Below are 19,722 nucleotides of genomic sequence, written 5' to 3'. Positions count from 1 at the left end.
TCCGGAAACCGTGATGTGGCAAACCAGGCAATCCCGGGTCGACCGGCGCGGCGGGGCGGGGGTTAGATCGTCGCCATGAGCGATCCCGACAGTGCCCGCAACCCTGGGGGACTGCCCCACGAGATCGACCACCGGCACGCCGACGTGACGGGCGGGTGGCTGCGCGCCGCGACGTTCGGCGCGATGGACGGGTTGGTGAGCAACACCGCCCTCATTGCCGGTGTCGCGGCGAGCGGCAGCGCGCACACCGTCGTCGTCTCCGGTGTCGCCGGGGTGCTCGCCGGCGCGTTCTCGATGGCGTTGGGGGAGTACACCTCGGTGACGACGGCCAACGAGCAGATCGAGTCCGAGGTGCGGGTGGAGCGGCGGGCGTTCGCCAAGCATCCGCAGGCCGAGCGGGCCGAGCTCATCGGCATGTTGCAGGCGATGGGCATGACGAAGGACACGGCGACCGTGGCCACCGACGAGATCCACCGCGACGAGACCAGGGCGCTGAACTTCCACCTGGTACAGGAGCTGGGGGTCGATCCCAGCGACAAGCCCTCGCCCTGGATCGCGGCGGCCTCGTCGTTCGTGATGTTCGCGGTCGGGGCCGTCGTCCCGCTGCTGCCCTACCTGCTCGGCTTCGCCAGCCTGTGGCTCGGGCTGGCGTGCGGCGGCGTCGGGCTGTTGGTCGCCGGCGGGGTGGCGGCGTACTTCACGCGCAAGGCGGTCTGGCGTGGTTCGTTGCGGCAGTTGATCTTTGGTGCCGTCGCGATCGGCGCGACCTATGTCGTGGGCATGCTCATCGGCACGTCGGTCGGGTAGTCCGGCCTCAGCGGTCCGCGGTCGCCGCGTCGTCGAGGATCTTGCGCATGACCCGCACGGCGTCGACGAGGGCGTCGCGGTCGTCGCCCTGCAACCGCTCCAGGTAGGGGTCGATGATGGCGCCGCGGTCGGCGCGGACGCGGGTCAGGACTTCCCGGCCGCGGTCGGTGATGCTGATGAGCACCGCCCTGGCGTCGGCCGGGTCGGTGATCCTCGACACCAGGCCGCTGTCCTCGAGCCGACGGACCTGGGTCGTCATGGTCGGCTGGGAGCAATGGTCCATGGCGGCCAGATCGGAGATCCGCGCCGCGTCCTGGTCCTCGATCGTGGACAGCAGCCGCGCTTGCGCGTAGGGCAGCTCGAGCTTCACGCGCTGCGTGGCGAGCCGGTTCAGTCGGGCGACCGCGGACAGCAGATCGGCGGCGAGTCCCGTGTCGGTGGTGGATGCGGGAGACATCTCACCATGTTTACATAGAAGTCCTATATAGGCGACCTCAGCCTCGCCGCGGTGCGCCGCCACGGTGTGCTGGTAAACCCGTCGAACGCTTGCTGGCAGAATCGTGAAATGGCGCAGACCGGCAGCGAGTACGGCGGCGTACCCCGGCGGGCCGGCTCCATGAAGCCCGACGAGTTGGCGCACGCCGCCGTCATGGCGGCCCTCGGTGCGGCCACCGCGATCATCGCCGTGGTCGTGCCGTTCGCGGCGGGATTGTCGGCATTGGGCACGGTGCCCATGGGCCTGCTCGCCTACCGGCACCGGCTGCGGGTCCTTGTCGCCGCCACGGTGGCCGGCGGCACCATCGCCTTCCTGATCGCAGGGTTCGGTGGCCTCATGACCGTGGTCAACGGCGCGTACATCGGCGGCCTGATGGGCATCGTCAAGCGCCGGGGGCGCGGCACCGCGACGATCCTGATCACCTCGGTGCTCGCCGGCGCGGTCTTCGGCGTGCTGGGCATCGGCTTCCTGCTGCTGTTCCACCGGATCCGCGAGCTGATCTTCGCGTCGACGACCGCGAACGTGAACGGACTCGCGGCCGTCGCCGACTACCTCTCCCGCATGGAGGCGTTCTCCTCCCTGGCGTCGGTGGCCAGACACCTGCGGACCGACTTCCCGCACGTGCTGTCCTACTGGCCGGTGCTGATCTTCGGGGCAAGCATCCTCAGCATCACCTCCGTCGCACTCGTCGGCTGGTGGGCGCTCTCGCGCGTGCTGACCCGGCTCGCCGGCGTCCCCGACGTCCACAAACTCGACTACGTCGACCCCACCGAGCCCGTGGCGCCGGTACCGGTTCGATTCGCCGACGTCCGCTTCCGCTACGACGGCGCGCAGCGCGACGCCCTCGGTCCGGTGTCGCTGGCGATCGGTGCGGGCGAGCACGTCGCCATCACCGGACCCAACGGATCGGGCAAGACGACGCTGATGCTCCTGCTGTCGGGCCGCCCGCCCACCGCGGGCACCGTCGAGCGGCCCGGCGCGGTCGGCCTCGGCGCCACCGGCGGCACCGCCGTGGTCATGCAGCACCCGGAAAGTCAGGTGCTCGGGACGCGCGTGGCCGACGACGTCGTGTTCGGGCTGCCACCGGGGGCCGGGGTCGACGTCGACCGCTTGCTCGCCGAGGTCGGCCTCGACGGACTGGCCGAGCGTGACACCGGTGGCCTCTCGGGTGGGGAACTCCAGCGGCTCGCCGTCGCGGCGGCGCTGGCGCGCGAGCCGTCGCTGCTGATCGCCGACGAGGTCACCAGCATGGTCGACCAGCAGGGCCGCGAGGCGCTCATCTCCGTGCTGTCGGAACTGTCGGCCAATCGTCGAATGTCGTTGGTGCACATCACGCACTTCACCGACGAGGCGTCGTCGGCCGACCGCGTCATCGACCTGGTGGGTGGCGGCTCCGCGGACAACGTCGAGATGGTCAGCACCGCGCCCGCGCCGGCCGCCACCACCCCGCTGGCCCCGCGTGCTGGCTCGCCGCTGCTCGAACTCAAGGGCGTCGGACACGAATACGGTGTGGGGAGCCCGTGGGCGTCGACCGCGCTGCGCGACGTCGACCTCGTCGTCAACGAGGGCGACGGCGTCCTGATCCACGGGACCAACGGGTCCGGCAAGTCCACGCTGGCGTGGATCATGGCCGGACTGCTGACGCCGACCACGGGAGAGTGCCTGCTCGACGGCGCACCCGTGACGGATCAGGTTGGCGCCGTTGCCATTTCGTTCCAGGCGGCACGGCTGCAGCTGATGCGCAGCCGCGTGGACATGGAGATCGCCGCGGCGGCGGGCCTCGACTACTTCGACCACGGGCAGATCGTCGCGGCGCTGGCGATGGTGGGCCTGGACCCCGCGATCGGGCTACGGCGCATCGACCAGCTCAGCGGCGGGCAGATGCGCCGGGTGGTGCTGGCCGGACTGCTCGCGCGCAAGCCGCGGGTGTTGATCCTCGACGAGCCGCTGGCGGGTCTGGACGCCGCCAGCCAGCGCGGCCTGCTCGGCCTGCTCGCGGCCCTGCGTCGAGACGCCGGGCTGACGGTCGTCGTCATCTCGCACGACTTCTCGGGCCTGGAGGAATTGTGCCCGCGCACACTGCATCTGCGCGACGGCGCCGTCATGCCGGCCCCCACGGCCGCGGAGGGCGTGGGATGAGCCCGTCGAACCGCCCGACCCGGTCGGTCGTGCTGCTGCGACCGGTGCCCGGGCGCAGCGCAATTCACGATCTGTGGGCCGGTACGAAGCTCATCGTCGTCGCGGCCATCGGCGTCCTGCTCACCCTGTACCCGGGCTGGATGCCGATCATCATGGTGGGCGTGCTGGTCCTGGTGACCGCGCGCATCGCCGGCATCTCGTGGGGCGTGCTGCCCTCGGTGCCGCGCTGGCTGTGGGTGCTGCTGTTCTTCGGTGGACTGACGGCCTCCTTCGCCGGGGGCAGTCCCCACCTCGTGATCGCGTCGGTGGACTTCGGTCTCGGCGGACTGCTGAAGTTCGTCCAGATCACCATCCTGTCGATCGTGTTGCTCGGACTCGGCGGGCTGGTGTCGTGGACGACCAACGTGGCCGAGATCGCGCCCGCCATCGCCAAATTGGGCACGCCACTGCGCTGGCTGCGACTGCCGGTCGACGACTGGGCCGTGACGCTGGCGCTGGCGCTGCGCGCATTTCCGATGCTGATCGACGAATTCCGCGTGCTCGTCGCCGCCCGCAAGCTGCGTCCGCGCGAAGCCGCCACGACCGCGCGCGAACGCAGGCACCGGATGTCCAGGGAGCTCATCGACCTGTTGACCGCGGCGCTGACGGTCACCTTGCGCCGGGCCGACGAGATGGGCGACGCGATCACCGCGCGCGGCGGTCCCGGTCAGATCTCGGCACTGCCGTCCGGGCCGAAATGGGCTGACGCCGTGGCCTTTGCGGTGCTGGTCGCGTTCTGCGCGGCGGCGGTGTGCATCGAACTCTTCACGCCGCTGGCCACCAGCACCTAGCGGTCGGCGGCGGCGTTGGCGGCGGCCTGCGCGGCGGCGAGACTGCTCGGGACGTCGCGGCGACCGAGGAACATCTCGTCGAAGTACGGCTTCAGCGCGAGCGCACCCGCGGCGTAGCCCGGCCCGCCCGGTGCCTCGATGCGGGGCCCGTCGAGCACCGTGAAGAACGGCCTGACGTCGACGCCGCGTGCGGCCCAGTGCGCGAAGTACGTGGGCTGAGCGGGGAGCACCGCGGGCACGGCTGCCCCGTCGGCGCCGAGGAACGCGTTGCCGCGGGCGCTGCCCATCCACCCCAGCACCCTGCGCACGGCGTCGGGATGCGCCGACGCGGCATTGCCCGCGGCCGCGATCCCGTTGGTCACGCTGACCCGACCGGCCGGTCCGCTGGGCATCATCGTCACGCCCCAGCGGAACGGGGCCTGGTTCGCGATGGCGGCGAGGTTGTAGGTGCCCGACTGAAACAGCGCCATGCGGCCCTGCAGGAACTGGTTGCGGGAGAAGTCACCGTCGTCGTTGGTCGCCGAAGCCGGCGGCGCGACGTGGTCACGGTCGATGAGCCCGACGAGGTACTCGAACGCCGTGATCGCGCCGGGGTCGTCGAAGACGAATCGGTCGCCGTCGGTGAACCGGCCACCCGCCGACCCGATGTAGTCCAGGTAGATGCCCTGCAGATCCTGGGCCGCGTTGTACCCCCACTGACGAATTCGGGATGGATCGAATGTCGCTGTGCCAGCGTGGTTTCCGTTCGCGTCGACGGTCAACCTGGCCAGCAGCGGGCGTAGGGTGTCGTCGTCACCGGGGGACCAGCGCAGGCCGGCGAGGTCCGCCGGGTCCACGCCGGCGCGCGCCAGGAGGTCGGCGTCGTAGTACAGCGCGATTCCGGCGTCGGTGAGTTGCGGGACGCCCCACAGCACCCCGTGGCGCGTGAACTGCCCGACGACCGACGGTTCCCAGGCGGTGGCGGCGTCGGTCCCGAGCGTGCGCGTGACGTCGAGCAGCCTGCCGTTGTCGGCGTAGTCGGCGAGGTAGGCGTTGGAGAGCCAGAAGACGTCGTCCGCGCCGCCGCCCGCCACGTCGGTGCGCAGGGCGTCGAAGTAGGCCGAGTACGCGACGACGTCGACGCGCACCTCGAGGTCCGGATTCTCGCGGGTGAACGCCGCGAAGGACGCCCGGTAGGCCGCTGCGGCCTGCTCGTCCCACACCCGCACGGTGACCACGGTGCGCCCGGGGTGCTCGCCGGTGCCGCCGAGCCAGGTGGCGATGCCGAGCAGTGCGGCGAGAGCGAGGGCGAGCGACGCGAGGGATAGCGTCGAGGACTTGGGTCGCGCGCGTGTCCAGATAGCGGTCACAGTCGAATCGCCCGCCTCATTCGACTGAGAGCGCTCACTCGACGCGCGGCGCAGTCTCACTTGAGGCCCGTCACCACGATGGACCCGACGATGTGGCGACCGAACGCCACGAACACAGTGATCAGCGGCACGATGGCCACCGTCGTCGCCGCCATCACCAACGTCCACTGCGCGTCGTAGCGCGACTGCAGCGACGACGTCGCCACGGTGAGCACCTGCCAGGTGCGGCCGCTGGTGATGACCAACGGCCACATGAAGGCGTTCCACTGCGTGACCACGGTGATGAGCGCCAGCGTGACCAGGATCGGACGACTGGCGGGCACCACCACGTGCACGATGACGTCGAGCGTGCCGGCGCCGTCCATGCGCGCGGCCCTGACGAGGTCGGCCGGGATGGCGCGAAAGTACTCCCGCAGCAGGAAGATCGCATACGGCGAGCCGAACATGAACGGCAACACCAAGGCCCAGAACGTGTTTCGCAGACCGACGTCGGCCAGCATCAGGTACAGCGGCACGACGGTGACCGTGGGGGGCACCATGAGTGTCGCGAGGTACACCCAGAACAGGGCGTCACGGCCGGGAAAGTCCATGCGCGCGAACGCAAAGGCCGCGAACACCGAGAACGTCAGCTGAGCGAGCAGGATCACCGCCGCCGCCAGTGCCGTCACCACGGCGGCCCGGCCGAAGCCCACGCCCGCCAGCGCGAGATAGTTGGCCAGCGTCGGCGGTGACGGTATCGATAGCGGTGCGTCGGTGTTGAACTGACGGGCCGAGGTGAACGACGTCAGCAGGCCGAGGCCGAACGGCAGCAGCGTGAGCGCCGCCAGGACGACGAGCGCGAGGTAGGTCATCGCGTGCCTAGACCAGGTCATGGGTGATCCTGCGACGGAAGTAGCCGTGCTGCAGCAGCGTCACGCCGAGCAGCAGCACGAACAGGACGATCGCCATCACCGCGGCCCGTCCGACGGCCGCCGCACCGAAGGCCTCGGCATAGATGCGGTGCGCGAGCAGGTCGGTACGTCCCTGCGGACCACCGCCGGTCAGGGCGTAGACGGTGTCGAACACCTGTGCGGCACTGACGATTCCGGTGACGAGGACGAAGAACAGCGTGGGCCGCAGCAGCGGTAGCGTGACGTAGCGGAACCGCTGCCAGGACGTGGCACCGTCGATGCGTGCGGCGTTCTGGACGTCGCGGGGTATCGCGAGGATTCCGGCCAGGAAGAACAGCGTGACGTAACCGACGTTGCTCCACACCGTGACCGCCGCGACGACCGGCAGCGCCAACACCGGATCGGTGAGCCACTCGACGGGACGGCCCAGCACGGTGCCGATCGCGCCGTCGGTCGGCGCCAGGATCCACTTCCACAGCACGGCGATCGCCAGCGGTGAGCAGATCCACGGCAGGACGTAGAGCGTCCGGAAGAACCCGGTGCCGGGCAGGTTGCGGGCCAGCAGCGCGCCCGCGAGCAGGCCGAGCACCGTCTGGACCGGCACGACGAGCAGGAGGAAGAATGCGGTCGCGAGCAGCGAGGTGCCGAAGGTGGGATCGCTGAGCACCGACACCCAATTGTGCAGGCCCACATAGCGGATGGGGCCGAGCAGATCCCAGCTGTGCAGGCTCAGCCAGAACACCACCAGGATGGGCAGCAGCAGGAACGTGACCACGCCGAACAGGCTGGGGGCCAACAGCGCGTAGCCGATGGCGGCGTTGCGTGTGCGCAGGCGTCCCACCCGCTCATTAAAGGTCATCTCCGTGCCGTGGGGCCGTTGCCACTACGGTGGAGGCGTGACAGCGCGCCGACGTGTCGACTCCGACTACCTCGCGCTGCCGCGGCACCAGCTCGCCGATGCAGCACTGTCGGCAGCCACGTCCGCCGGCGCGAGCTATGCAGACCTGCGGATCCACCGCATCACCACCGAGATCGTGCAGCTGCGCGACGGCGAGCTGGAGACCTCGGTCATCAGTCGCGAGGTCGGGCTCGCGGTCCGGGTCATCGTGGACGGCACCTGGGGTTTCGCGTCGCACGCCGAGCTGGACCCGACGGTCGCCGCCGAGACCGCCCGCCGCGCGGTCAGGGTGGCCGCCACCCTGTCACCGCTGAACGCCGAGCGCATCGAGCTGGCCCCCGAGCCGGTCTACCACGACGTCACCTGGGTGTCGGACTACGCCGTCGACCCGTTCGACGTGTCGGCCGCCGACAAGATCGCGGTGCTCGACGAGTACTCGGGCCGGTTGCTCGCCGCCGATGGCGTCGACCACGTCTCCGCGGGTCTGCAGGCGGTCAAGGAGCAGACGTTCTACGCCGACACGTTCGGCTCGGCCATCACCCAGCAGCGGGTCCGCATGCAACCGTCGCTCGATGCGGTCGCCGTCGACTCGGCCGCCGGCACGTTCGAGACGATGCGCACGTTGGCGCCGCCGGCGGCGAGGGGCTGGGAGTACCTCGCGGGCGACGACGTATGGGACTGGACGGGCGAACTGGCCGAACTGCCGTCGCTGCTGGCCGAGAAGACCAAGGCGCCCAGCGTCGTCGCCGGGCCGACCGACCTCGTCATCGACCCGACCAACCTGTGGTTGACGATTCACGAATCCATCGGCCACGCCACGGAGTACGACAGGGCGATCGGCTACGAGGCCGCCTATGCGGGAACGTCGTTCGCGACGCCGGACAAGCTCGGCGTCCTGCGCTACGGGTCGCCGGTGATGAACGTGACCGCGGACCGGACCGTCGAATTCGGTTTGGCCAGTACCGGATTCGACGACGAGGGCGTGCGGGCGCAGAAGTGGGACCTGGTGCGCGACGGCATCTTCGTCGGCTACCAGCTCGACAGGGTGTTCGCACCGCGCCTCGGGGAGGCCAGATCCAACGGATGCTCCTACGCCGACTCGCCGCACCACGTGCCGATCCAGCGGATGGCGAACGTGTCGTTGCAGCCGGGCGCCGACGACCTCAGCACCGACGATCTCATCGGGCGCGTGCAGGACGGCATCTACGTCGTCGGCGACAAGTCGTGGTCGATCGACATGCAGCGCTACAACTTTCAGTTCACCGGCCAACGCTTCTTCCGGATCAGGGACGGCAGGCTCGACGGCCAGCTGCGCGACGTCGCCTACCAGGCCACGACGACGGACTTCTGGGGCGCGATGGAGGCGGTGGGCGGCCCGTCGACGTGGCGACTCGGTGGTGCGTTCAATTGCGGCAAGGCCCAACCCGGTCAGGTCGCCGCGGTCAGCCACGGCTGCCCGTCGGCGCTGTTCCGCGGCATCAACGTGCTCAACACCCGTGACGAGGCGGGACGGTCGTGATCAGCGCACCGGAGGTGGTCGGCATCGCGCTGGCCGAAGCCGCGCGCCGCGGCAAGGCCGACGAGACCATCGTCGTCGTGACCGAGCGGGCGACGGCGTCGCTGCGGTGGGCGGGCAACTCGATGACCACCAACGGCGAGTCCGTCAGCCGCGACGTGGCGGTGATCTCGATCGTGCGCCAGGGCACGGGCGCTCACGTGGGTTCGGTGTCCTCCAGCGAGGTCGATCCCGCGGCCATCCCGGCACTGGTGGCGGCGTCGCAGGACGCGGCCCGCTCCGCCCCCGAGGCCCGCGACGCCGCGCCGATGCTCGCCGGCGACGAGACGCCCGACGACTGGGACGCACCCGTGCCGGGGACCGCCGCCGACGTCTTCGCCGGGGTCGCCAAGGGCCTGGCCGCCGGCTTCCGCGGCACCGATCAGCTGTACGGCTTTGCGCGCCACGAGGTGGACACGACGTTCGTCGGGACCTCCAGCGGACTGCGCAGGCGCTACACCCAGCCGACGGGGTCGGTGGAGATCAACGCCAAGCGCGCCGGCGCCAGCGCGTGGGTCGGCATCGGCACGCCCGACTTCGTCGACGTGCCCACCGATTCCATGGTGGAGGAGGCGGCGCGCCGACTGGACTGGGCTGCCCGGACGGTCGAGCTGCCCGCTGGTCGCTACGAGACGCTGATGCCGCCGTCGACGGTGGCCGACATGATGATCTACCTCGGCTGGACGATGGACGGCCGCGGCGCGCAGGAGGGCCGCACCGCGCTGTCGGCGCCCGGGGGCACGCGGGTGGGGGAGAAGCTCACCGACCTCGGGCTGACGCTGTACTCGGATCCGGCCGCGGCGGGCCTGGAGTGTGCGCCGTTCGTGGCGACCACCAGCTCGTCGCAGCGAATGTCGGTGTTCGACAACGGAATGCCGATCGAACGGGTGGACTGGATCCGCGACGGGACGGTCAACGCTTTGGCCTACCCGCGGGCCGCGGCAGCGGAGTACGACGCCCCCGTCGCGGTGCCCGCCGACAACATGCTGATGACCGGCGGCTGGGCGAGCCTGCAGGACATGATCCGTCGCACCGAGCGCGGTCTGCTGCTGACGACGCTGTGGTACATCCGGGAGGTCGATCCCACGGTGCTGCTGCTCACCGGGTTGACCCGCGACGGCGTCTACCTCATCGAGGACGGCGCAGTCACCGCCGCCGTCAACAACTTTCGGTTCAACGAGAGCCCGTTGGACCTGCTGCGCCGGGCCACCGAGGCGGGCGTCGCGCAGACCACGCTGCCGCGGGAGTGGGGCGACTGGGCCACCCGCGCGAAGATGCCCTCGCTGCGCATCCCCGACTTCCACATGTCGTCGGTCAGCCAGGCCCAGTAGGTTTCGCCGAGTCCGGCCCGACGCCGCGGCGCGCACGCGATAATCGGCGTCATGGACGACGATCGGCTCTACGGTCTGCTCACCCGGATGATGGCGCTCTCGCCCGAGGGACTGGCGGGCTGCAACGCGCTGGTGCGGTCGGTGTGCGCGCGGGCGACGTCGCTGCCGCCGCTGGTGGCGCAGGGCGAGCCGGAGGACGACCCGCTGCTCGCCGAGTTCGCCGAGCAGTTCGCCGTCGACGTGTCGGTCATCGGCGCCGACCAGCGGGCAGCCTTCCTGAAGGCGTTCGGCGACAAGGCATTTCACGTCGCGACGCTGATCTTCGTGGCCGACTTCGTGCCCCGGGTGCGGGCCGGTCTGACGGCGCTGGGCTTCGCGCCCGTCGTCGAGCCGGTGGTGTGGGACCGTGACACCGACCCGATCGACCTGGTGCTGAACCAGTTCGTGTCGACGGTCGGCGCCCTGCGTGCGCTCGATCCCGTGACCACCGAGGTGATCCGCTTGCGCGGCGCCGGGCAGCACGACTGCCGGCTGTGCAGGTCGCTGCGGGAGGGTGCGGCCCTCGACAGCGGCAGAAGCGAGTCGCTCTACGCCGACATCGAGGACTACGAGTCCTCGGTCCTACTCGACGACCGGCACAAGGCGGCCCTGCGCTACGTCGATGCGCTGATCTGGACGCCGTCGAAGATCGACGCCGACGTCGTCGCGGGCGTCGGTGCGCACTTCACCGACGCCGAGGCGCTGGAGATCACCCTCGACGTGATGCGCAACGCGGCCAACAAGATCGCCGTCGCGCTCGGTGCCGACGCACCCCGCGTCGAGGAGGGCACCGAACGCTACGTCCTCGGCCTGGACGGCCAGCCGGTCTACGGCTGAGTCCTACATCGCCAGCGGGTGGCTGCTGGTTCCGCGCCAGGCGTCGACGACGTCGGCCAGGGGGAGTCCGAGCGCGTCGCACAGGCCGACCACCGTGCCGAAGCTGGGGCTGGGCATCCTGCCGACCTCGAGTTTGCGCAGCGTCTCCGGGGAGATGCCGGCGTCGCGGGCGACGGTCACCGGATCGCGGCCGGCCCGGGCGGTCCTGATCAGCGCGCCGAGACGTTGCCCGGCCTTCACCTGCTCGGGACTGAGCCGCACGCGCACCATGGCGGCATCGTAACCGGTCGCCTCTGCTACGGTCGGTCCGGTATAAGAATACCGATCAGAGGAGTCCGGATGATCGAGCTGAAGACCGCCGCGGAGATCGAGAAGATGGCGGTGACGGGTCGCTTCGTCGCGGACACCTTGGCCACGCTGTCGCGCGAGGCGCACCCCGGGGTGAACCTGATGGACCTCGAATACCGTGCCCGTGCGCTGGTCGCCGACCGCGGCGCGACGTCCTGCTACTGGGACTACTCGCCGTCGTTCGGACGCGGGCCCTTCCGCAACGTCATCTGCCTGTCGGTGAATGATGCGGTGCTGCATGGCAAGCCGCGCGACTACGTGCTCGACGACGGCGACGTGTTGAGTCTGGACTTCGCCGTGTCCATCGACGGCTGGGTGGCCGACTCCGCGGTGACGGTCATCGTCGGGGAGGCCGACGCCGCCGACGTCGCGCTGATCGACTCGACGCGACGCGCGCTGGACGCCGGCATCGCCGCGGCGGTGCCCGGCGGTCGGCTCGGCGACGTCTCGGCCGCCATCGGCGAGGTCGCCGCCGACGCCGGCTACCGGGTCAACGTGGAATTCGGCGGGCACGGGCTGGGCCGGACCATGCACGAAGACCCCCACGTCCCCAACCGCGGCCGAGCGGGCCGCGGACTGCTGCTGCGCCCGGGCATGACGCTTGCGCTGGAACCGTGGTGGGCGCGCGGCAGCGATCGACTCACCCTGGATTCCGACGGCTGGACCCTGCGTTCGGCGGACGGGTCGAACACCGCGCACTCCGAACACACGATCGCCATCACCGAGAACGGCCCCCGCGTCCTCAGCCTCGCGACGTGCGAGGTGGCGTGATTCGGGACCGGCGGGCGGCTGTGGGACCATGGGCTCCGCGCACGCGCGCGAGGGGGCGATAGCTCAGTTGGTTAGAGCCGCGGACTCATAATCCGTTGGTCCTGGGTTCAAGTCCCAGTCGCCCTACGAAGATCCTGCGCAGCTCAGGGAGATTTTGAACGACAGCGCCAGTAGAATCTCGGCGCCAAAGGCTGCTTTATTTACGCGACTCTCAAGCAGCACCGTAGTACAAAGTAGGGTACAAACTGCTAATAGCAAACCTCAGCTTGGCGTGGCAGCTCGGGGTAGCCTCGCCTGCGGAGGTGCAAGGGCTACACGTTGTTGAGACCGGGGGAGGGGGACCATCGATGCGTCTTGCAGGAGTGCTGTTAAGCGCAATAACGCTCCTTGGCTTATTTGGAACGGGTCAAGCTGGCGCTGAGCCAAACGTCGATGGTAAGGCTGTCGTATGCGGCACCTTCGACCGATATGGGCTCAATCTGAAATCTGCGAGGTGGGTTTTTGACTACCTCACAGATCGGGTGGGGGAAACGCCGATGGGCGCGCAAGACATAATTCAAATATCAATAAATGTCTACTGCCCTCAATACAGTAACGCGTACGACGACCTCAATAATCAATTCGACCAACAGCAACACCCGGGTAATCCGCTTTTCAACTGATCGAAAGGAAGAATTTGCCTGCAAAAGCTTTGAGGTTAGGAGCGGCGACGAACCCCACATCACTTCTGCAAATCGCTGTAGGGAATTCGAACCTCCGGGCAGTAGGCGGAGTTGGCGGCGGTCATGACGGCTGTCGCTACCTCATTCGTCGATAGCCTGGGCGCAGGCCGACTACTAAAATAATCAATTAATTGATCCTGCATGACGAATGCAGACTTGCCGCCTCTTAGCTCGTCGCAAACTGCACGGCCCATAGGGGTAAAACCAGCAATTGTGTCAGGGTCGGTGAAGTTTAACCCGACGAACGTTCCGAATAAACTCATGTATTGGTCGTCAGAGGCATCAGCGGATGCTTGGGGGCACGTCGCTAGAAATGCTGAAGCAGAGAGCAGAACCGCCAAAAATTTTCGACCCACATATCCCCCTGTGCGACAGTCCACGCGATGTAGCTAGCGTACCGGTTCGCGTGACAACGTCGCTACGCATCCAGCTATTGTTCCTGAGCTAATGCCACCAGTGGCATGTTTCTGGCCTGACCCGCCGAGGCAGTTTGGCCGCGCTACGTCGGAAAGCGGGTTGATCGACGCTTAAGCTGGCGAATGCGCGACTCACGGTTCAACCTTACTTTTTCGAAATGCTCACGGTGCAGCGCGTTTGCCACTCTAATGATGTAGGGCCAATGCTGCTCGAGTTGGTTCGACCAATGCCCCTCTGCCGCAGGATCGCGCTGAGCTGCCAGATACCCCGCGTAGTCGGTTGCGTTGTCCTCTAGCGTCGCAGCAACCAGCTCGGGGAAACGAGCATCCGAAAGAGGCACCTCAGCGCGAACCTGCGCCCACGATCCTGCGAGCCAGATGAACCCGTCTTCGTGAGCGGCCGGGGCAGGTTCGGGGTTCTCGATGCGTTGGCCATTACGGAACAGCTTTTGAGGCACCTGTGGAAGCTGGTAGGTCACAAAACCGGGATCGATCGAGACTCTAAGGACCTGCGCCCCGCGCAGACGGGCCGCTATGGCGTGTCCGGCTTCATGGAAGGCCGTTACTCTCGCCTCGTTCATTGCCGGGCTACGGCGATGTTGAGGTGATGGCCAGGTGTTTTAGCCCAGTACTCGGTTGGGTCCGCATAACCCTCCGGCAAGCCGAACTCGCTCTCGGTGGGGGTCAAGTCCAGGGGCGTGGTGTACGACGTCGTCGTGTGATTCTTCGAGGTGATGGTTCAGGCGGTCAGGGCCGCGGGCACGTCCTCCTGTTCGGTCGGGGTGTCGTTGATGGCGTGTGATTTGCTCAGGACGTCGAGGCCGAGGTAGCGCCGCGATTCGGCCCATTCGTCGTGTTGTTCGGCCAGCACTGCGCCGACCAGGCGGATCAAGGCGCCCCGGTCGGGGAAGATGCCGACGACGTCGGTGCGCCGGCGGATCTCCTTGTTGAGTCGTTCCTGGGGGTTGTTCGACCAGATCTGGCGCCAGATCTGCTTGGGGAACGCGGTGAACGCCAACAGGTCCGGGCGGGCGGCCTCCAGGTGGTCGGCCACCTTCGGAAGCTTGTCGACCAACGCGTCGATGACCCGATCATATTGACTGGCAACCGATTCGGTGTCGGGCTGATCGAACACCGAATGCAGCAGGGTGCGCACCCACGGCCACGACGACTTCGGAGTGACCGCCATCAGGTTGGTCGTGTAGTGCGTACGGCACCGCTGCCAGGCCGCCCCGGGCAGGGTGGCCCCGATCGCGGCCACCAGCCCGGCATGGGCATCGGAGGTCACCAGCTTGACCCCGGACAGGCCGCGGGCGGTCAACGATCGCCAGAACGCCAACCAGCCCGCGCCGTCCTCGGCGGTGGACACGTCGATGCCCAGGATCTCCCGGTACCCCTCGGCATTGACTCCGACGGCGATCAACGCGTGCACGTTGACCACCCGGCCGCCCTCGCGGACCTTCAAGACCAGGGCGTCGGCGGCGACGAAGGTGTACGGGCCGGCGTCCAACGGCCGACTGCGGAAAGCCTCGACCGCGACGTCGAGCTCCTTGGCCATCACCGACACCTGCGACTTCGACAGGCTGGTGATGCCCAAGGCCTCGACGAGCTTGTCCATCCGCCGGGTGGACACCCCCAGCAGGTAACAGGTCGCGACCACCGTCGTCAGGGCCCGCTCGGCGCGTTTGCGCCGTTCCAGCAGCCAGTCCGGGAAGTAGGAGCCGTGCCGCAGCTTGGGGATCGCGAGGTCCATTGTGCCTGTGCGGGTGTCGAATTGGCGGTGTCGGTATCCGTTTCTGGAGTTCGTCCGGTCGGTACTGCGTTCGCCGTATCCGGCGCCGCACAGTGCGTCGGCTTCGGCACCCATCAGGGTGTGGATGAACGTGGTGAGCAGCTCGCGGAGTACGTCGGGGTGGGCAGTGGTGAGTCGTTCGGCCAGCACGGCGGGCAGGTCGATATTGTGGGCATCGGTCATCGCGTGTGTTCCTTCTTTGCTCGAGTGACTTTGGTCGGTCTCTCGAAGAATCACGCGATGACCTTCAATCACTCGGCTACGACACGCCGGCCATCCTGATCAGGTCCGACTCGTACACCACTCTGATGGACGCAACCTCGGTGGGTTGATCGTAAGCCCGCCCAATGAACGCATGCCCGACGTGACCGATACCTATATGTGCGTCACCCGTTCGTCGTTGATTCATCCGACAGGAGACACATAGCCGGGGATGTTTGGTGACGTGTAGTCGGCGTTCGTGGTGACCTGGACAACGGCAGCTTGGCCGCGCCTACGCGTCCCAACGCAAAGGCCCTGGTGTAGAACGAATCGATGATGGGATATTCACTGTTGCCAGGAATGGTCCTGAATCCTTGGTAGGCGGCGTTCGGGTGCTGGCGCACGCCGATGGCGTTGGCAGGCGAGTTCGAACCGTAGCTTGCAACGCAAGACGCATAACCGGCTGGCACATAGTCGGACTCCACGATCCAGAGTGCTCCGTATGAGCCCGTGGTCTTCAGCTGCTCGTAGGTTGCCGGGGCGGTTTGACCCACGATTTCGTCGGGGGGACTGCCCCCAGTTCAGTTGACTCGTGGGGGTGAGCGGGTCAGGCCGCGTGGGCGACGCTGTTGATTGTCTCAAACTCGATCGGAGTGAGCCGTCCGAGTCGGCGTTGTCGCCGCTTGCGGTGGTAAGTCTTTTCGATCCAGGTGACGATCGCCAGCCGCAGTTGCGCCCGGGTGGACCACCGTTGCCGGTCGAGGACGTTGCGCTGCAGCAGCGCGAAGAAGGACTCCATCGCCGCGTTGTCACCGCACGCACCGACTCGTCCCATTGATCCGCGCAATCCGTTGTGCGACAGCGCATGAACGAACTTGCGCGACCGGAATTGGCTGCCACGATCGGAGTGCACGATCGTTGACACCGGCGAACGAATCGCAATGGCGTTGTGCAATGCCGACACCGCCAGCGACGCCTTCATCCGCGCGTCCAGGGAGTAGCCGACGATCCTGTTGGAGTACACGTCCTTGATAGCGCAGAGGTAGAGCTTGCCGTCACGGTGCGGTGTTCGGTGATGTCGGTCAGCCACACCTGGTTGGCCCCGTGCGCGGTGAACTGGCGATCGACGAGGTCGTCGTGGACCGGCGGGCCGGCCTTTCTGGTCAGGCCTGGTTTCTTGGCGAACACCGACCAGATGCGCTCTTGGGAGCACAATCGGGCCACCCTGTTCTCCCCGGCGGGGGCCCCACGTCCTGGGAGCTCATCGGCGATGAAGCGGTATCCGAACGCCGGGTCGTCGCCGTGAATGTCGTGGGCGGCGTTGATCAGATGGGCATCGTCCCAGTCACGTGGTGACACTGGCTCTTTGCGCCACTTATAGAAGGCCTGCGTGGAGAAGCCGAGCACCCGGCAGGTCACCGTGACGGGCACTGCGTCAACGGCAAGGTCAAGGACCAGCGGGTACATCATTTTGGGTTGACGCTTCGGGACAGATAGCCCACGGCACGGCGCATGACCTCCGCTTCCTGCTCCAGGAGCTTGATCCGTTTGTGGGCTTCGCGCAGCTCCGCGGACTGGTCACCAGCCCCGCGAGGGCCACCGGAACCGACGCGCCGTCTTCGCGGTCGGCGATCTTGAGCCAGCGATGCAAGCACGCTTCGGAGATTCCGAAGTCCTTGGCGACCTGGCGGATGGACGCCTCACCCTTGCGGGCTACGGCGATCACGTCGCGGCGGAACTCTTCGGGAAATGCTTTCGGCACGGGAAACATCCTTTCACCGTGAGGAGCGATCCTCACAGATCAGATGTCAACCAAACCCGGGGCAGTCCCCGGTTCATGCAACCCGCTGAGACTGCCCTCGACTTGCCAGCGGCGCGGTTTCACGACTTACGTCATAGCTTTGCGGTGAACCTGCTTAGTTCTACTCCAGCCGTGGATTTCAAGCGAGTGTCAAAGTGGCTGGGCCACAGTACCTTTACTCTGACCTTGGACGTCTACGGCGACTACATCAATGAGGACGTGTCGCAACCCGCGGGGCTCAGCCGTCCAGTTGTCATTCAATCGACTGTCACTAAAGTATCGTCACTTGAGCGGCGGAGGTGCAATACTGCCATTTAGCGGACAGGCACGCGATCCGATCCCAGGAAGCAGGAAGTCACCGGGCTTGTAAAAGAGGAGGTGTGGGGGCACATCATTGATTCGCAGATAAAATGGTCGTTTGTCGCGCGGCGGGCTTTACAGTGCACTGAAGTCCGACGGAAGCACAACTCTCGACAAGGGCACTTGACGTCGCGTCGTCTCGACATAATGTCTAGGGCATCTGATGAGATTTGTGATCTTTACATTCGTCACGCGGCTGGCGTTTATGCTGATCGTCTCAATCTGCCGACGCATTTTGTGCATCTGCTGCTACTCATCGAAGATAAACGGTTTGGTCTGCACATCGGTATTGATCCCGTTTCAATGATCCGCGCCGCCGCTAATAACATATCAGGGGGGCCACTACAGGGCGCCAGCACAATAACCCAACAGCTCTACGACATCATGGAGGCGCGGAGTCAGAACCAGTACAGCAGAGATAGAACGATAACGCGCAAGATCAGTCAGTTACGTTGGGCCTTACTAATTGAGCGGCATAAGCGCAAAAGCCAAATCTTGTCCGACTATTTGGCTTACGTCTACTGGGGCCGCAACTATTTTGGTGTCGAGGCTGCGTCAAACGGTTATTTCGGTTCGTCATCACGGTCGCTATCAGTCGCTGAGTCTTTCTTTTTGGCTGAAAGACTGGCTAGTCCAAACAGACTTCTTCCCGCTAGAGTTGAGGAGCTTCTCAGCCGGCCATGCGTTAAGCATGTTATGAGCATGGATGCCAACTCGGAAATTCAGGTACGGAGAATGTATTCGTCATGGTCGTGAGCAAGAATTCGAAGCCAGGAGAAGTGAACCCAGAAAAAGGTCGCAAACGAGCCAAACTGTTTGCGGCTTGTCTACAAAAAATAATTGCGGGGTTTACTGCCGAATACTTCGTAGAAAAACACCCAGAGAAGCTTCGATTTGACATTGCCAGTGATGATGAGCGTGCTTTGACTTTTGACATTCAGGGTCGTCTCGTTCAGCCAGGATATGATGGTGATATTTGGATTGAATCCAAGGGGTACGATAAGTCGCTCGATTTGCTGGAACACTATCGCGAGTTCTTGAAAACCGTTGCACTGGCCCGCCTGCGTGTCGACAGGATATCGAAGGATCAATTCTGGTTTGTATCTAGTGCCCCGTTCGCCTGCAACGTTGGATCTCAGCTTACTAGCGCACAGTGGATTCGAGAGTCTTTGCTTAAATCATCGCAGGAGGAAAAGACAAACTTTTTTCCTGGCGAGTTCGATGCTCTTGAGAAGCAAACTGGTTTTGTAGGGATGGCGAACTCCATAAAGGTTATGTTCTTAACGGCTCCTTTAATGCGAGCAACAGGCTTGGCGTATTTTGTTAAACAGAACGACAACCTATGGGACTTGACAGTCGACCTCTATGGTGGCGAGTTCCTTCTACCCGACTATGCTCCGTATGTTCAACGCGTGGCGGCCGAGAACAGGTTGTCAGATCCGGATTTCCTGCAGGTGAACCAAATGCTGAATTTACCTTTCGTAGACTGGCCAGATCAAGATGAGGGCCAAGACGGCGTCTTGAATTCAACGGCGGCGAGCTGAAAGAAGGGCAATTTTCGCGACCCTGGCAATCAATCGCACCTTGGTTCAGCAAACCCCGCGGATAGCACGGTGTTACGCAAGTCTTACGCAAGGGCCCTGCGTGCCGTCTGAGCTGCGGGTATGATCCGATTGCTAAGAAAGATTGCTCCGATTCATTGAGAACTATTGAGGCGCAGTGGTATTCAACTGATCTGAATGGATCTTCGAAACCCGTTTGACAGCACCAGGCCCGGTGCAAAAACGTCCGGACTCATAATCCGTTGGTCCTGGGTTCAAGTCCCAGTCGCGCTACGGGTATTGCCAGATCAGAGCCCGTGTTTGGAGCATGCCGTCCACTGCGAGGTTGCTTCCAGCCGGCAATCAGCCCGCTCGGCCACCGTTGAGAACGTGACGGCTCCTCGTATCGACCGTTGGCACCGTTTCGCGAAACGGGTTGAGGAGCCAGGACACCCACGCCTGCACGGGGTCGGGGCCACCAGCAAGGCGATGGAAATCGAAGTGAGAGGGAGAAGCGACACTTCTTCCTTCACCAAAGTCACTTGATGCGAGTTTGCGCTCGTCAGCGAGGCCTGGTGGCCCCATATCGTGACGACGTC

The 19,722-nt window shown here is 65.9% G+C and carries 17 protein-coding genes, 2 tRNA genes and 1 pseudogene; 11 read left to right on the top strand and 9 right to left on the bottom strand.

The features are described 5' to 3' along the window. Positions 1-75 precede the first annotated feature (75 nt). Positions 76-807, top strand: a complete 732-nt coding sequence (locus G6N60_RS17970) for a VIT1/CCC1 transporter family protein (protein ID WP_163739781.1) — start codon at positions 76-78, stop codon at positions 805-807. Positions 808-814: 7 nt separating this feature from the next. Here the strand turns inward: G6N60_RS17970 and G6N60_RS17965 are convergent, their stop codons facing one another. Beyond that, complete coding sequence (locus G6N60_RS17965; RefSeq protein ID WP_163739779.1) at positions 815-1,264, bottom strand: MarR family winged helix-turn-helix transcriptional regulator; 450 nt, start codon at positions 1,262-1,264, stop codon at positions 815-817. A 108-nt stretch (positions 1,265-1,372) separates the two neighbouring features. On the opposite strand from G6N60_RS17965, the gene G6N60_RS17960 reads away from it, so the two are divergent. Both G6N60_RS17960 and G6N60_RS17955 read left to right on the top strand, forming a co-directional pair. Then, positions 1,373-3,442, top strand: coding sequence for an ABC transporter ATP-binding protein (locus G6N60_RS17960; protein WP_163739778.1), 2,070 nt, complete (start codon positions 1,373-1,375; stop codon positions 3,440-3,442). After that, a complete protein-coding gene (locus G6N60_RS17955) occupies positions 3,439-4,272 on the top strand; it encodes a CbiQ family ECF transporter T component (protein ID WP_163739776.1) in 834 nt (277 codons plus the stop codon). Before G6N60_RS17960 ends, G6N60_RS17955 begins: the two co-directional genes overlap by 4 nt. Here G6N60_RS17955 and G6N60_RS17950 read toward each other — a convergent pair. The 3 genes from G6N60_RS17950 to G6N60_RS17940 all read right to left on the bottom strand — a co-directional run bounded on the left by G6N60_RS17950 (position 4,269) and on the right by G6N60_RS17940 (position 7,370). Then, positions 4,269-5,612, bottom strand: coding sequence for an extracellular solute-binding protein (locus tag G6N60_RS17950; protein WP_163744165.1), 1,344 nt, complete (start codon positions 5,610-5,612; stop codon positions 4,269-4,271). The two genes, G6N60_RS17955 and G6N60_RS17950, sit on opposite strands and share 4 nt — an antisense overlap. Positions 5,613-5,677: 65 nt before the next feature. Beyond that, positions 5,678-6,493: a carbohydrate ABC transporter permease gene (locus G6N60_RS17945; RefSeq protein ID WP_163739774.1), complete on the bottom strand. Its 816-nt coding sequence runs from the start codon at positions 6,491-6,493 to the stop codon at positions 5,678-5,680. Further along, positions 6,480-7,370 (bottom strand): carbohydrate ABC transporter permease, encoded by an 891-nt coding sequence (locus tag G6N60_RS17940; protein WP_163739772.1) that lies wholly within the window; start codon positions 7,368-7,370, stop codon positions 6,480-6,482. Before G6N60_RS17940 ends, G6N60_RS17945 begins: the two co-directional genes overlap by 14 nt. 37 nt (positions 7,371-7,407) lie before the next feature. Here G6N60_RS17940 and G6N60_RS17935 point away from each other — a divergent pair, with 37 nt between their 5' ends. From G6N60_RS17935 to G6N60_RS17925, 3 genes are read left to right on the top strand one after another with little or no spacing between them, the layout of a single operon-like run. Beyond that, positions 7,408-8,928 carry a TldD/PmbA family protein gene (locus G6N60_RS17935; protein ID WP_163739770.1) on the top strand — a complete coding sequence of 507 codons (1,521 nt, stop codon included), beginning with the start codon at positions 7,408-7,410 and terminating at the stop codon, positions 8,926-8,928. Continuing rightward, a complete protein-coding gene (locus tag G6N60_RS17930; RefSeq protein WP_163739768.1) occupies positions 8,925-10,295 on the top strand; it encodes a TldD/PmbA family protein in 1,371 nt (456 codons plus the stop codon). Before G6N60_RS17935 ends, G6N60_RS17930 begins: the two co-directional genes overlap by 4 nt. A 51-nt stretch (positions 10,296-10,346) precedes the next feature. Then, positions 10,347-11,171 (top strand): carboxymuconolactone decarboxylase family protein, encoded by an 825-nt coding sequence (locus tag G6N60_RS17925; protein WP_163739766.1) that lies wholly within the window; start codon positions 10,347-10,349, stop codon positions 11,169-11,171. Between the two features lie 3 nt (positions 11,172-11,174). On the opposite strand, the gene G6N60_RS17920 is transcribed toward G6N60_RS17925, so the two are convergent. Further along, entirely contained in the window at positions 11,175-11,441 is a 267-nt protein-coding gene (locus G6N60_RS17920) for a helix-turn-helix domain-containing protein (RefSeq protein ID WP_163739764.1), read from the bottom strand. Positions 11,442-11,510: 69 nt separating this feature from the next. On the opposite strand from G6N60_RS17920, the gene map reads away from it, so the two are divergent. Together map and G6N60_RS17910 are read left to right on the top strand one after the other, a co-directional pair. Beyond that, complete coding sequence (gene map, locus G6N60_RS17915; protein ID WP_163739762.1) at positions 11,511-12,290, top strand: type I methionyl aminopeptidase; 780 nt, start codon at positions 11,511-11,513, stop codon at positions 12,288-12,290. A 52-nt stretch (positions 12,291-12,342) separates the two neighbouring features. Continuing rightward, positions 12,343-12,416 (top strand) — tRNA-Ile (locus G6N60_RS17910). Positions 12,417-13,011: 595 nt separating this feature from the next. Here the strand turns inward: G6N60_RS17910 and G6N60_RS17905 are convergent. From G6N60_RS17905 to G6N60_RS17890, 4 genes and pseudogenes are all read right to left on the bottom strand, one after another. Beyond that, on the bottom strand, positions 13,012-13,275 hold the full coding sequence (locus G6N60_RS17905) for a DUF732 domain-containing protein (RefSeq protein ID WP_220100368.1): 264 nt from the start codon (positions 13,273-13,275) through the stop codon (positions 13,012-13,014). 236 nt (positions 13,276-13,511) lie between these two features. Beyond that, a complete protein-coding gene (locus tag G6N60_RS17900; RefSeq protein WP_163739759.1) occupies positions 13,512-14,009 on the bottom strand; it encodes a hypothetical protein in 498 nt (165 codons plus the stop codon). A gap of 158 nt (positions 14,010-14,167) precedes the next feature. Next, positions 14,168-15,403, bottom strand: coding sequence for an IS256 family transposase (locus G6N60_RS17895; protein ID WP_163730950.1), 1,236 nt, complete (start codon positions 15,401-15,403; stop codon positions 14,168-14,170). Positions 15,404-16,028: 625 nt separating this feature from the next. Then, positions 16,029-17,183, bottom strand: a pseudogene (locus tag G6N60_RS17890) (IS3 family transposase). 546 nt (positions 17,184-17,729) lie between these two features. On the opposite strand from G6N60_RS17890, the gene G6N60_RS17885 reads away from it, so the two are divergent. The 3 genes from G6N60_RS17885 to G6N60_RS17875 all read left to right on the top strand — a co-directional run bounded on the left by G6N60_RS17885 (position 17,730) and on the right by G6N60_RS17875 (position 19,417). Further along, positions 17,730-18,338, top strand: coding sequence for a biosynthetic peptidoglycan transglycosylase (locus G6N60_RS17885; RefSeq protein ID WP_163739757.1), 609 nt, complete (start codon positions 17,730-17,732; stop codon positions 18,336-18,338). After that, entirely contained in the window at positions 18,335-19,126 is a 792-nt protein-coding gene (locus tag G6N60_RS17880; protein ID WP_163739755.1) for a LysM peptidoglycan-binding domain-containing protein, read from the top strand. The genes G6N60_RS17885 and G6N60_RS17880 overlap by 4 nt, the downstream gene beginning before the upstream one ends. A 169-nt stretch (positions 19,127-19,295) precedes the next feature. Next, positions 19,296-19,417 (top strand) — tRNA-Ile (locus G6N60_RS17875). Positions 19,418-19,722 lie beyond the last annotated feature (305 nt).

This window comes from Mycolicibacterium madagascariense, from assembly GCF_010729665.1.
Classification (GTDB): Bacteria; Actinomycetota; Actinomycetes; order Mycobacteriales; family Mycobacteriaceae; genus Mycobacterium; species Mycobacterium madagascariense.
This window is presented reverse-complemented; position numbering and strand designations above follow the sequence as displayed.

Excerpts from the sequence above, each read along its gene's own strand:
- G6N60_RS17970 (WP_163739781.1), top strand. The coding sequence starts at position 76 with ATGAGCGATCCCGACAGTGCCCGCAACCCTGGGGGACTGCCCCACGAG.
- G6N60_RS17965 (WP_163739779.1), bottom strand. The coding sequence starts at position 1,264 with ATGTCTCCCGCATCCACCACCGACACGGGACTCGCCGCCGATCTGCTG.
- G6N60_RS17960 (WP_163739778.1), top strand. The coding sequence starts at position 1,373 with ATGGCGCAGACCGGCAGCGAGTACGGCGGCGTACCCCGGCGGGCCGGC.
- G6N60_RS17955 (WP_163739776.1), top strand. The coding sequence starts at position 3,439 with ATGAGCCCGTCGAACCGCCCGACCCGGTCGGTCGTGCTGCTGCGACCG.
- G6N60_RS17945 (WP_163739774.1), bottom strand. The coding sequence starts at position 6,493 with ATGACCTGGTCTAGGCACGCGATGACCTACCTCGCGCTCGTCGTCCTG.
- G6N60_RS17940 (WP_163739772.1), bottom strand. The coding sequence starts at position 7,370 with ATGACCTTTAATGAGCGGGTGGGACGCCTGCGCACACGCAACGCCGCC.
- G6N60_RS17925 (WP_163739766.1), top strand. The coding sequence starts at position 10,347 with ATGGACGACGATCGGCTCTACGGTCTGCTCACCCGGATGATGGCGCTC.
- G6N60_RS17920 (WP_163739764.1), bottom strand. The coding sequence starts at position 11,441 with ATGGTGCGCGTGCGGCTCAGTCCCGAGCAGGTGAAGGCCGGGCAACGT.
- map (WP_163739762.1), top strand. The coding sequence starts at position 11,511 with ATGATCGAGCTGAAGACCGCCGCGGAGATCGAGAAGATGGCGGTGACG.
- G6N60_RS17905 (WP_220100368.1), bottom strand. The coding sequence starts at position 13,275 with ATGAGTTTATTCGGAACGTTCGTCGGGTTAAACTTCACCGACCCTGAC.
- G6N60_RS17900 (WP_163739759.1), bottom strand. The coding sequence starts at position 14,009 with ATGAACGAGGCGAGAGTAACGGCCTTCCATGAAGCCGGACACGCCATA.
- G6N60_RS17895 (WP_163730950.1), bottom strand. The coding sequence starts at position 15,403 with ATGACCGATGCCCACAATATCGACCTGCCCGCCGTGCTGGCCGAACGA.
- G6N60_RS17885 (WP_163739757.1), top strand. The coding sequence starts at position 17,730 with ATGTCTAGGGCATCTGATGAGATTTGTGATCTTTACATTCGTCACGCG.